Here is an 11,570-nt window from a genome sequence, read left to right as displayed (position 1 = left end):
GGGAGGCTCCTTGCGGGCGCAAGATGGTAAATGCGAGACATTGACGCCGGCAAATAGTATCAGTTGCGCTTGTCTGCTGCAGCCAGCATCGGTTGACCACCGTCAAACGACGACGCCCGCCGTCGGCTGACGGCGGGCGTCGTTACGCTTTCACGGGTCAGTAGCCGAGCAGCATCGATGGCAGACCGGTGATAAGGGCCGGGAAGAAGGCCATCAGCACACAGGCCAGCACGATCAGGGCCACGAAGGGAATGACCGCCTTGTAGAGATCGACGATCTCCACCCCGGGCGGCGCCACCCCCTTCAGATAGAAGAGTGCATAGCCGAACGGCGGGGTCAGGAAGGAGGTCTGCAGCACCACGGCCACCATCACCACGAACCACAGCATATCGACGCCCATGCTGTCGACGATGGGCAGCATGATCGGGAAGCTGAGCAGCACGATGCCGGTCCAGTCCAGGAACATGCCCAGCAGGAACACCAGGAACAGCATCAGGATCAGGGCCCCGATGGTGCCGCCGGGCATCGCCGTCACCACGTTATGGATGACGTCCATGCCGCCACCGATGGAGAACACCCCGGTGAAGGCGGTCGCCCCCACCACCACCAGCATCACCATGGTGGTGGTCTTGCTGGCCTCGATCAGGGTGCGATAGCAGGTCGATGCCTTGCGATCACCGAAGATCAGGAACAGCAGAAAGGCGATGGCCACGCCGATGGCCGAGGCCTCGGTGGCCGTGGCGATCCCCAGGAACAGCGAGCCCAGCACGCCGAGAATCAGCGACATGGGCGGCAGCACATACTTGCCGAGCATGATCAGCAGCTGGCCGGTCGAGGTCTCGGCGCGCTCCTCGGCGGGAACGGCTGGCCCGTAGTGCGGCTTGACGAAACAGATCACCAGCACATAGAGCGCATACATGGTGCCGAGCATCACCCCCGGTACCAGGGCACCGGCGAACAGCGCACCCACCGAGACCGGCGAGTAGCTGGCCATCAGGATCAGCATGATGCTGGGGGGAATCAGGATGCCCAGGCAGCCGCTGGCCATGATGACGCCGGCGCTAAGCTCCTTGTTGTAGGAGTACTTGAGCATCGGGACCAGGGCGATCATGCCCATCACCGCGATGGAGGCGCCGACGATGCCAGTGGTGGCGGCCAGCAGTACCGAGACGATGACCACGGTCAGGGCCAGGCCGCCACGCAGGTTGGCGAGCAGCAGGCGCATGGTGTCGAACATCTTCTCGGTGACGCCGGAGTCGTTCAGGAAACGCGCCATCAGCACGAACAGGGGAATGGCGACCAGGACATAGTTGTCCATGGAGTTGCCATAGATGTTGTTGATCAGGATGCCCAGCGTATTGGCGCCGGGACCGAGCCAGGCGCCGAGCACGGCGACGCCGCCGAGCACGAAGGCCAGCGGGTGGCCCATGAACAGCCCGATCAGCAGGCCGCTGAACATGAAGAGAGTGAGCATCTCGGGGCTCATGCGGCACCCTCCTTGCGCAGTTCACCGCAGGCGCGGATCACGATGGCGATGGCCTGCAGCAGCAGGAGCAGGGCGGCCACGACGATCACCCCCTTCACCGGGTAGACCGGGATGGACATCATGCCGTAGGTGGTTTCTCCGCGGCTGAAGGAGCGCTCGAAGAAGGCCCAGCCGAAGGTAAGCAGCATCCAGATGAAGGGCACGAAGAAGAGCAGGTAGCCGAGCAGTTCGAGGGCGGCCTGCTTGCGGCGGGTGAGCAGACGCTTGAGCACGTCGACCTCGACGTGGGCGTGATGGCGCAGGCCGTAGGCGGCCATCAGCATGAAATGGGCGCCGAACAGCATCTTGGTGACATCGAAGGCCCAGTCGCTGGGGCGGCCGATAAAGAAGCGTGCGGCAATATCATAGATCACGATCAGCGTGATCACGGCAAGGAGTGGGGCGATCAGGCGTCCGAACCCCTCGTTGAGGGCATCGATGGCCCTGGCAATGGTGTTCATGGTGAGGCTCTCGGAGTCGGGCTAATCAAGCGAACACAGGAGGTAAAGCGACCGGATAGGGCCGAGCCCCGTAGGGCCCGGCCCGGTCCGCTTACTGGTTCATGCAGCTCTCGAGCTCCTCGAGGGACGGCAGGTTGTCCATGCTACGGCTCATGTTGAAGGGCACGGTCACGTCACGCCAGTTGGCGTAATGATCCAGGTAGCTGACCATGGAGTGGTAGACCTTGGCATGCATCGGATCCTCGCAGGCGCCCTGCAGGATCACCTCGTTGGTGACATCCTGGATACGCGCCAGGTCCTCTTCGGGCAGCTGATTGATGGTCATGCCCTCGTCCTTGAACTTGACCGTCGCCTCGGTGGACTGCCGCTCGGACCAGGCCAGTGACCAGGTCATGGTGGCTTCGGCGGCGATCTTCAGCTTCTCCTGGGTCTCCTCGGAGAGGGCGTCCCACGCCTCCTTGTTGATCATCACACCGAAGACGCTGGCGGACTGGTGCCAGCCCGGGGTGGACCAGTAGTCGGCCACCTCGCCGAAGCCGGCCTTGTAGTCGACCCCCGGGGTGGAGAACTCGCCGGCGTCGATCACGCCGCGCTCGATGGCCTGGTAGACCTCGCCGCCGGCCAGGGTGACCTGGGAGCCGCCGAGCTTCTCCAGCACGCGGCCCTGGTCGCGGCCGGAGAGGCGCAGACGCTTGCCTTCCAGGTCGGCGATGCTCTCGATGGGGGTGCCGCCCATGAAGCCGGACTCGTTGTTGGTGATGCCGTAGGGCAGGTAGACCATGTCATACTCGCCGTAGACCTCCTGGTACAGCTCGAAGCCGCCCCACTGGTTGATCCAGTTGAGGTAGTCCACGCCGTTGAACAGGCTGGTGGTGGTGGCCAGCGGCGAGAAGGCCGGGCTCAGGCCCGCCCAGTAGCCCGGCCAGTCGGCGGCGGCCTGGATGGCGCCGGTCTGGGTGGCATCGAACACCTCGCTGCCCGGCATCAGGGTGCCACCGGCACGGAAGTTGATGGTGAGTTCATCGCCGGCCAGCTTGTTGACCAGCTCGACCCAGTGGCGGTCCATCTGGATCAGGTCCAGGTTGTCCGGCCAGGTGGTGGTCATGGTCCACGTTTCCTTGGCCTGGGCGGTGGTGCTCAGGGCGGCCAGGGCCACGCCGGCGGCCAGGCCGGTGAGCGTGAAGCTGCGCAGTGTCTTCATATTGTTCTCCCTACGGGGCTGGACAGAGGGTGGCGCCCTTGTGGCGCCAACCGGATAAGGCTGGGTTGCGGCCGCCGGCATCGGAATGCATTGGTGAATCCGCAACTAGGCTTCAAACTAACACCCTATTGGCGTACAGAACGATCATGGTCCTGCGACGCTGTCGCCCCCCGTGGGCGGGGGGCAGACAGCGCCACCGTGACCGCGATACGTTAAGTTACTGTTTGATAATTCAATACTATCAGGTATTTAATAAATGTTTACGTTAACGTCAACGTAGCATGTTGATCGGTAACTAGCGTTGAAAACTGCACCGATGTAAGACCAAAGTGCTAGGTGAAGCGGCGAAACCGGGGGAGTGACAATGAGCGGGAGAGAGGAGGCGCATGGCCTGTCGACTCGGGCGCTGCTGGTTCATGTCTCACGGCTCGCCCGCCGTCGCTGGCGGGGCCTGGCGTGGCTGCAGGGGGCTCCCCAGGCGTGCTGTGATGCGGCCGACGAGCTATGGCGAGCCGGCGCCTGGCACTGCCCGCTCTGGGTGGCGCCGGCGTTACCACCGCGGGTCGATGCGGCGCACTGGCTGGCACCTGCCCGTGCCCGGGCTCGCCTGGGGGGTGAGCATGATCTACTGGTGATCGACGCCGTCTCCGATGGGGCGGGCTTCGACCCTGACGCCGTGGCGGCCTTGGCCGGCACCCTGAAGGCGGGTGGCCTGCTGGTGCTGATGACCCCGGAGGAGTGGGGCAGCCGACCCGATGCCGACTATGCGCGGCTGGCCGAACACCCCTGGCGACCCGAGGCGCTGAGCAGCCGCTACCTGGCCCGGTTGGCGCGTCTGCTGAGTGACGCCGACCAGGTGATTCGCTGGCGGGCCGGTGAAACGCCTCGTTTACCCGGGCTTCCCATCCGTAAGGCGCCTGCCGAGCGGCCGGTGACCGATGGAGACTGCCTGACCGGCGACCAGGCCCAGGCGGTGGCTCGCCTGGCGCGGTTGCGTCGCCGTCGTCCGTTGGTGATCACCGCCGACCGTGGGCGCGGCAAGAGTGCGGCCCTGGGCATCGCCTGCGCCCGCTGGCTGGCCACGGGAGAGCAGGAGGTGCTGGTGACCGCACCGCGCCCGGCGGCGGTGGAGAGCCTCTTCGAGCGCCTTGCGGCGCTCTGCCCCCAGGGTGAGCGACGCGGGCATCTCTTCGCTACCGACCAGGGTGAAGTTCGCTTCGTGGCCCCGGATGCCCTCGCCGAGCTGGCCCGGCAGGGCGAGGCCGGCGGTGCCGGCCGGTTGCTGGTGGTGGATGAGGCGGCGGCGATTCCCGCCGGGCTGCTCGGCGAGTGGCTCGACGCCTTCCCACGGATCGCCTTTGCCACCACGGTGCACGGCTACGAGGGCTCCGGTCGCGGTTTTGCCCTGCGTTTCCGCGAGCGTCTCGAACGCACCACCCCGGAGTGGCGAGGGCTGCATCTGGCCGAGCCGATCCGCTGGGCGAATGATGACCCCCTCGAGCCGCTGATCCATCGCCTGCTGATGCTGGATGCCGACCCGCCCGAGCCATCCTCTCGGCCGGCCGGTGAGGTGTGGCAACTGTCGCGGGATACACTGGCCAGTGACGAGAGTGGCCTGCGGGGCCTGTTCGGCCTGCTGGTGCAGGCCCACTACCGCACCACGCCCAGCGATCTACGACTGCTGCTGGATGGCCCGGGCCTCACCGTTGGCAGAGTGACGGCCGGTGATGTGCCGCTCGGGGTGGTGATGAGCGCGGATGAAGGGGGCTTCGAGGCGGACCTGGCCGAGCGGGTCGCCCGTGGCGAGCGGCGTCCTCGTGGCCACCTCATGGCCCAGTCCCTGGCCGCCCATGCCGGTTCCCGGGAGGCCCTTACCGGGCATCTGCGTCGGGTGGTACGCATTGCGGTATCACCCCGGCGTCGTCGCGAGGGGCTGGGAAGACGGCTGATCGAGGCGGAGCTTGAGCGAGCGCGTCGTGATGGCTGCGATCTGCTGGGGGCGAGCTTCGGCGCCGAATCGGCGCTGATGGCCTTCTGGCGGGAGCAGGGGTTTCACGCACTGCGCCTCGGGCTGACCCGTGAGACCGCCACGGGTGAGCACGCCCTGATGGTGGCCCGGGCCACCAGCAAGCGCGGTGAGGCGCTGCTGACCTCGCTCGCCGCGCGCTTTCAGCGAGCCCTGCCCGGCCTGCTGGCCTTCGAGCTGCGTGATCTGGCGCCGTCAGTGGCCGCCGCCCTGCTGGCGGAGGGCGGTGGGGCGAACCTCGCAGACGACGACCGCCGCGATGCCGAGGATGTCGCCGCCGGTCATCGCGAGCCGGCGCTGGCCCGGCCCGCGCTGCAGGCCCTGGTTCGTCATGCCCTGGCCCGCGGCATCCCCCTCGCCGATCCCGAACTTCTGCTGCTGGTGGCCTGGGGATTTCAGGGGCTGAGTGGTGAGGCTCTGCCCCGGTATCTCGGTGTATCGGGCCGGCGGCAGGCCACCGCCCGCCTGCGCCAGGCGACGGCCATGCTGCTGTCCATCTCTTCCCCTTCAGCAACGGGCTGAGTAAGGTAGGTCGGTTACTCAGGAAGGGATCATCATGAACGAACATCTCGATCGGCTCTCGCCACAGCCGCTCTGGCGCCATTTCCGCACCCTTTGCGAGACTCCGCGCCCCTCCGGCCATGAGGCCGCCCTGGCGGCACGCCTCGAAGCCTGGGCCGACGCACAGGGGCTGGCGCATGAGCGTGATGCCTTCGGCAACCTGCTGATTCGCAAGCCGGCCTCTCCCGGTCATGAGCAGGCTCCCGGCGTGATCTTCCAGGGTCACCTGGATATGGTCCCCCAGGCCAACAGCGACCACCCCCACGACTTTACCCGCGACCCCATCGAGACCTACCTCGACGATGACGGCTGGCTGCGGGCCCGCAATACCACCCTGGGTGCCGATAACGGCCTCGGCGTGGCTGCCGCCCTGGCCATCCTCGAGGATGACGACCTCATCCACGGCCCGCTGGAAGCGATCTTTACCCTGGAGGAGGAGTCCGGCATGGGCGGGGCGCTCAACCTCGCCGAAGGGTGGCTGCAAGGACATTACCTGCTCAACCTCGACTCCGAGGATCGTGGCGAGGTGTTTATCGGCTGCGCCGGAGGCACCGATGTGGTGGTGGAGGCGCAGCTGCCCACCGCGGCGCTGGCCGACGATGAGGTGACGCTTCGCCTGTCGCTGACCGGGCTGCGCGGCGGTCACTCCGGGATCGATATCGACAAGGGGCGGGGTAACGCCAATCGACTGCTGGTGCGGGTGATGCGTGTCCTGGAGCGCCTCGATGTCAGGCTGGCAAGCTACCAGGGGGGTACCCTGCGCAATGCGCTGCCTCGCGAGGCCTTTGCGACCCTGGCGCTGCCCGAGGAGGAGCTCGAGGCCGCCAGGGCTGAGGTGGCGACCCTGCAGGCCATCCTGCGCAAGGAGTTTGCCGGTGTCGATGATGCACTGACGTTGACCCTCGAGCCGGTCGAGGTGCCCGCCGATGAGCCGCTCACCGGTCAGGCGACACATCTACTGCTGGCCGCCATTCATGCCGCGCCCTGTGGCGTCGAGCGCATGAGTCAGGAGGTGCCGGGCGTGGTGGAGACCTCCAACAACCTGGGGGTCGTGAGCCTCGCGGCGGGGCGGTTCCATCTCGGTGCCCTGGTGCGCTCGCTGCACGACAGCGCGGCCCAGGACCTGGCCGATCGGCTGCGTGCCGTGTTCGAGCTGACCGGTGCCAAGGTGCGTCTCGAGAATGGCTATCCGGGGTGGACTCCCCAGCGAGACAGCGAGCTGCTGACGCGCTTTCAGCGTGTGCACCGCGAGCAGCTGGGCAGCGAGCCGGCGGTCAAGGTCATCCATGCCGGGCTCGAGTGCGGCATTCTGGGCGGCAAGTACCCGGCGCTTGAGATGATCTCCTTCGGTCCGCTGATTCGCGGTGCTCATTCGCCGGATGAGCGCGTCGAGGTCGCCTCGGTGGAGGAGTTCTGGACGCTGCTGCGCGCCCTGGTGGAGGATCTGACGCGCTGACATTCATGGGGTCTGAGCGAAGTCGTCGGACACAATAACGCCGGGCCCAAGGCCCGGCGTTATTGTGACATGACCCGTGATGCCTGATCGGGTCGGGTCCTGAATCAGGCCAGGTAGCTGGCCAGCATCCACACGGTCTTCTCCTGCTCGCGGATATAGTCGCCGGCCTGGGCGGCGGTGCCCTCGTCGTCGGCATCCGAGGCCAGGGAGAGAATCTCGCGCTGCAGCTCGATTAGTACCTGGTAGCCCGCCAGCACGCCCTCGACGCAGGCCTTGCCGTCCGAGACGTTCTTGTCCTCGGTGATGCGCGAGACCTCCACATAATCGCTGTAGGCATGCAGCGGCTGGTGGCCCAGGGTAAGCACGCGCTCGGCGACCTCATCGACCTTGGTCAGCAGGTCGGTATAGAGCTCCTCGAACTTCTCGTGGAGCTGGAAGAACTGCGGCCCCTTCACGTTCCAGTGGTAGCCGCGCACGTTCATGTAGAAGACCTGGTAGTTGGCCAGCAGCTCGTTGAGTTTCTCGGCGAGCTGGCTGGCGCTGGCCTCGTGCAGGCCGATGCGGTTGGTATCGCTCATGCGAATGCCTCCTTGGTGGTGTTGGGTTACATGATCCATGTATCGCCCGCTGGCGGACAGTGAATCCTGACCATGAGCATCATAGCCATGATGAATGACATCTTGGCGGAGGGAGCCGACTTCAAGGGGGCTGCGTCATCCAGACGCGTCGAACGTCGGGGTCGGGTGCCGCCGTCTTGCAATATTCCCTCGTCACGGCCTCCTGCCTACACTGAAGTCGTCCAACCTCGGGAGAGAGACCATGCGTCCCTGGCCGTTGCTTGTCCTGCTGGTGCTGGCCGGCTGCCAGTCCGTTCCTGCCACCCTGCCGGTGGCGGAGCCGTCCCCCGCGGCGGCCTGTCTCTGGTCGGGCGCGGGTGTGCCGGTCACCGAGACGCTGCGGCGGGCGGTGGTTGCCCTGGAGGATGACGGCTTTCTAATCCGTCATACCGCGAGCGCTCCGGCACTGGTAAGCGCAGAGCGTACCCGCATCCTGCCCGGCTACGGCGACCGCCATGGCGACTGGGGGCGTCGCGGTGTGTTCGGCGGTATCGGCCTCGGCGGTGGTCGTGGTGGTTTCGGTGGTGGAGTGATGATCGGTTTCGGTGGAGTGGGCAGCCTGACCCGCGATGCCACCGAGCTGGAGCGTGTCTCGTTGCTGGTCAGTGACGGGGAGGTGCGGGTCAGTCGCGATCTTCAGGTCATCGACTGGCGAGGTGAGCTCGCGGAGTCGCGCAGCGCCAGCACCGGGGCGTTCTGTGGCGGCCTGCGCCGGGCCATGGATGCCGGAGGTGAGCCATGACTCGTCTGGCTGGCATGATACTGGTGGTAGGGCTGCTGACCGGCTGTGCGACCCCTCCATCATCGGTGCCGCCGGTGATGCTCTCCTCACAGGCCTCCCCCTGTGCCCTGGAGGTCACCGCCGAGGCACTGATGTCGCGCGGTTATGTGGTGCGCCATGCCGATGCGTCGCTGGGACGCCTGGTGGCGGTGTTCTCGCGCTGGCCGGGCTACCGGGTGCTGGTGGCAGTCGAGTCGCCTGGCACCGATGGCCGCCTTGCCTTGACGGCCCTCCGCGGCGGGCGCCCCATGCCGCGCACTACCCTGGAGCGGCTTGCGTCCGATATCGCCCTGCGCCTCGCGGAGTGCGAGGCTGAACGCTAGCCTCCGGAGGCTAGCGTTCAGCCTCGGGTTGCAGGTCGAGCCCCTCGAGCATGGCCAGCACCCGGTCTCGCATGGCGGCCAGGGTGTCGAGGTCGTAGGGTGTCGCCTCCCCCTGCCCCCAGACCGGTCCCGGCCAGAGGTCATCGTCCGTGCGGCGCAGCACCAGATGCACATGCAGCTGCGCCACCACGTTGCCGAGGCTTGCCACATTGAGCTTGTCGGCCCCCATCAGTGCCTTGAAGGCCTGGCCGATGCGGCTTGTCTCGTGCCACAGCTGCCGCTGCTCGGCCTCGTCCAGCTCGAAGAGCTCGCTGATGCCATGCCGCCGCGGAATCAGCAGCAACCAGGGAAAACGGCTATCGTTCATCAGCCGCAGCTGGCATAGCGGCAGCTCGGTGATCGGGTAGCTGTCCTCCACCAGGCGGGGGTCTGGCTCGAAATGATCCATCAGGGCTCTCCGGGGTAGTCAGCGAGTGGTATCGGCTGTCCGGCATCATGCCACAGAACCGTGGGGAGTTTTCCCCGTTTGCCCGGGCGGCTAAGCTGTGCGGCTCTTTCCTGAAAGGACTCTTCCATGACCCTGCTCGAAGCGCTGGCCATGCTGCTGATCGGTGCGCTGGCCGGCTTTATCAACGTGCTCTCCGCCGGCGGCTCCATGCTTACCCTGCCGCTGTTGATGTTCCTGGGCCTGCCACCCCAGGAGGCCAACGGTACCAACCGTGTCTCCATCACCCTGCAGAGCGTCTCGGCGGTATACAACTTCTTTCGTGCCGGGGCGCGCCATCTGGGGCTCTCGCTGCGGCTCTCCGTGCCGGCGGTGGTGGGGTCGCTGCTCGGGGCCTGGTTGGCCCTGCGAACCGGCGACGCCCTGTTCGAGGCGATCCTGATCGTGGTGATGGCGGGCTCGGCGCTGCTGATGCTGCTGCCCCAGCCACGCCTGGATACCCGGCCGTTGACCCCCGAGCGGCTGACGCCGGCGGTCTACCTGGCGATGTTTGTCATCGGCCTCTATGGCGGCTTTATCCAGGTGGGTGTGGGTATCCTCTTTATCGTGGTGCTCTACCGCATGCTCAAGATCGACCTGGCCCAGGTGAACGTCTTCAAGGTGTTGATCGTGCTGGTCTATACCCTGCCGGCGTTGGCCATCTTTGTGGTCAATGATCAGGTGCGCTGGAGCTATGGTCTGGTGCTGGCGGCGGGCAGCATGTCGGGCGCCTGGCTGGCGGTAAGGGTCAATGTCAGTCCACGTGGGGCCTTTGTGGTCAAGTGGCTCACGGTGGCGGTGATTGCGGCGATTATCCTCAGGCTGCTGCTGGGGTAAGGCGCAGCTCGCCGTGAGCTGCTAAATTACGGGTGCAACATTCCCAACTCACAAGGAGGTTCATCATGAAGCGTACTCTGATGATGCTGGTGGCGGCACTGTTCGCCGTTTCTCTGCTCTCCGGCTGCAATACCGTTCGCGGTGCCGGCCAGGATATCGAGCAGGGTGGCGAGGCCGTTCAGGACGCCGCTTCCTGAGCCGAGCCCCGGAACGGCCAGTCCGCACCGGTATTCTGAGCCGAGCCCCGGAACGGCCAGTCCGCATCGGCATTCTGAGCCGAGCCCCGGATCGGCCAGTCCGCACCGGCATTCTGAGCCGAGCCATGGTGAGTCAACTGCCGGATCGGCCAGGCCGTTCCGGCATTGTTGGTATAGATCAAGCTTGGACCCGACAAGGAAGCCCAGATGGTTGTAACGAGACTCTCACCGCTACTCTTCGGCCTGCTGCTGGCGGGCTGCAGTAGCATGAGTTCGGCGCCGGAGCCCGAACCCGCTCCGCTGCCGCCTCGCGTGGAAACTGGCGGGGAGTGTGGTGCCCAGCGCGTTCAGGACCGTATCGGTCGTACCTACAGCGTGTCCCTGGGCAAGGCGATGCACGCCGAGAGTGAAGCATCGGCCATTCGTGTGATTCGCCCCGGTACGGCGGTGACTCTCGATCATCGGCCAGATCGTCTCAATGTCCACCTGGACGAAACGGACATCATCCTCAGCCTGGACTGTGGCTAGTCGTCATCTTCTCTGGCGCCGTGCTCGGCCTGGGTACGGCGCTGCTCCTCTTCGGCCTGCTTGCGAAGCTTCTTGCGCAGGGCCGCCTTCTCGAAACGTAGCTTCTGCACCTTCGTGTCAAGCGCCAGTGGAGGCACCGGCGCCGGCTTGCCATCGCCATCCACCGCCACCATGGTCAGGTAGCAGCTGTTGGTGTGGCGGATCAGCTTGTTCTGGATATCCTCGGCCACCACCTTGACGCCGATCTCCATGGAGGAGCGGCCCACATGGTTGACGCAGGCCAGGAAGGTCACCAGCTCCCCCACATGGATCGGCTGCTTGAACAGCACCTGGTCCACCGAGAGGGTAACCACATAGTGGCCCGAGTAGCGGCTGGCGCAGGCGTAGGCCACCTCGTCTAGCTTCTTGAGGATGGCGCCCCCATGCACCTTGCCGCTGAAGTTGGCCATGTCGGGGGTCATCAACACGGTCATCGACAGCTCGTGTTGGCCGGGCAGGGCGCCGGACAGATCGTTGTCGTCCATTGGATCTCCTTGTGTGTTATCCACAGCCGGACGCCCCGCCCGCCTGGGG

General features: G+C 65.9%; 13 protein-coding genes. 7 read left to right on the top strand and 6 right to left on the bottom strand.

From position 1 onward, the window contains the following. Positions 1 to 157: 157 nt before the first annotated feature. The 3 genes from IOC61_RS02660 to dctP all read right to left on the bottom strand — a co-directional run bounded on the left by IOC61_RS02660 (position 158) and on the right by dctP (position 3,187). The gene (locus IOC61_RS02660) at positions 158 to 1,486 is read right to left on the bottom strand and encodes a TRAP transporter large permease (protein ID WP_161423968.1); all 1,329 of its coding nucleotides are present in this window, start codon (positions 1,484 to 1,486) and stop codon (positions 158 to 160) included. Next, positions 1,483 to 1,986, bottom strand: coding sequence for a TRAP transporter small permease subunit (locus tag IOC61_RS02655; RefSeq protein ID WP_132044611.1), 504 nt, complete (start codon positions 1,984 to 1,986; stop codon positions 1,483 to 1,485). The genes IOC61_RS02660 and IOC61_RS02655 overlap by 4 nt, the downstream gene beginning before the upstream one ends. 91 nt (positions 1,987 to 2,077) lie before the next feature. Then, a complete protein-coding gene (dctP, locus tag IOC61_RS02650; protein WP_195687337.1) occupies positions 2,078 to 3,187 on the bottom strand; it encodes a TRAP transporter substrate-binding protein DctP in 1,110 nt (369 codons plus the stop codon). Between the two features lie 364 nt (positions 3,188 to 3,551). Here dctP and IOC61_RS02645 point away from each other — a divergent pair, with 364 nt between their 5' ends. Both IOC61_RS02645 and IOC61_RS02640 read left to right on the top strand, forming a co-directional pair. Continuing rightward, positions 3,552 to 5,735: a tRNA(Met) cytidine acetyltransferase TmcA gene (locus IOC61_RS02645; RefSeq protein ID WP_195687336.1), complete on the top strand. Its 2,184-nt coding sequence runs from the start codon at positions 3,552 to 3,554 to the stop codon at positions 5,733 to 5,735. Positions 5,736 to 5,769: 34 nt separating this feature from the next. Continuing rightward, the gene (locus tag IOC61_RS02640; protein ID WP_195687335.1) at positions 5,770 to 7,230 is read left to right on the top strand and encodes an aminoacyl-histidine dipeptidase; all 1,461 of its coding nucleotides are present in this window, start codon (positions 5,770 to 5,772) and stop codon (positions 7,228 to 7,230) included. Between the two features lie 104 nt (positions 7,231 to 7,334). Here IOC61_RS02640 and IOC61_RS02635 read toward each other — a convergent pair whose 3' ends face one another. Beyond that, positions 7,335 to 7,808, bottom strand: coding sequence for a Dps family protein (locus tag IOC61_RS02635; RefSeq protein WP_195687334.1), 474 nt, complete (start codon positions 7,806 to 7,808; stop codon positions 7,335 to 7,337). 241 nt (positions 7,809 to 8,049) lie between these two features. On the opposite strand from IOC61_RS02635, the gene IOC61_RS02630 reads away from it, so the two are divergent. Further along, positions 8,050 to 8,589, top strand: coding sequence for a hypothetical protein (locus IOC61_RS02630; RefSeq protein ID WP_195687333.1), 540 nt, complete (start codon positions 8,050 to 8,052; stop codon positions 8,587 to 8,589). Next, positions 8,586 to 8,951, top strand: coding sequence for a hypothetical protein (locus IOC61_RS02625; protein WP_195687332.1), 366 nt, complete (start codon positions 8,586 to 8,588; stop codon positions 8,949 to 8,951). The genes IOC61_RS02630 and IOC61_RS02625 overlap by 4 nt, the downstream gene beginning before the upstream one ends. Before the next feature lie 10 nt (positions 8,952 to 8,961). On the opposite strand, the gene IOC61_RS02620 is transcribed toward IOC61_RS02625, so the two are convergent. Further along, the gene (locus IOC61_RS02620; protein WP_195687331.1) at positions 8,962 to 9,399 is read right to left on the bottom strand and encodes an HIT family protein; all 438 of its coding nucleotides are present in this window, start codon (positions 9,397 to 9,399) and stop codon (positions 8,962 to 8,964) included. A 126-nt stretch (positions 9,400 to 9,525) separates the two neighbouring features. Here IOC61_RS02620 and IOC61_RS02615 point away from each other — a divergent pair, with 126 nt between their 5' ends. The 3 genes from IOC61_RS02615 to IOC61_RS02605 all read left to right on the top strand — a co-directional run bounded on the left by IOC61_RS02615 (position 9,526) and on the right by IOC61_RS02605 (position 10,997). After that, complete coding sequence (locus tag IOC61_RS02615; protein ID WP_195687330.1) at positions 9,526 to 10,272, top strand: sulfite exporter TauE/SafE family protein; 747 nt, start codon at positions 9,526 to 9,528, stop codon at positions 10,270 to 10,272. Positions 10,273 to 10,337: 65 nt separating this feature from the next. After that, entirely contained in the window at positions 10,338 to 10,469 is a 132-nt protein-coding gene (locus IOC61_RS02610; RefSeq protein WP_027960436.1) for an entericidin A/B family lipoprotein, read from the top strand. Between the two features lie 207 nt (positions 10,470 to 10,676). Continuing rightward, positions 10,677 to 10,997: an I78 family peptidase inhibitor gene (locus tag IOC61_RS02605; protein WP_229332879.1), complete on the top strand. Its 321-nt coding sequence runs from the start codon at positions 10,677 to 10,679 to the stop codon at positions 10,995 to 10,997. Here the strand turns inward: IOC61_RS02605 and IOC61_RS02600 are convergent. After that, the gene (locus IOC61_RS02600; RefSeq protein WP_132044589.1) at positions 10,994 to 11,521 is read right to left on the bottom strand and encodes an acyl-CoA thioesterase; all 528 of its coding nucleotides are present in this window, start codon (positions 11,519 to 11,521) and stop codon (positions 10,994 to 10,996) included. The genes IOC61_RS02605 and IOC61_RS02600 overlap by 4 nt on opposite strands. Positions 11,522 to 11,570: the final 49 nt, after the last annotated feature.

The sequence above is a fragment of the Halomonas sp. KAO genome, from assembly GCF_015595025.1.
Taxonomy (GTDB): domain Bacteria; phylum Pseudomonadota; class Gammaproteobacteria; order Pseudomonadales; family Halomonadaceae; genus Halomonas.
The sequence above is the reverse complement of the archived record's forward strand: the minus strand, read 5'-3'. Positions and strand labels throughout refer to the sequence as shown.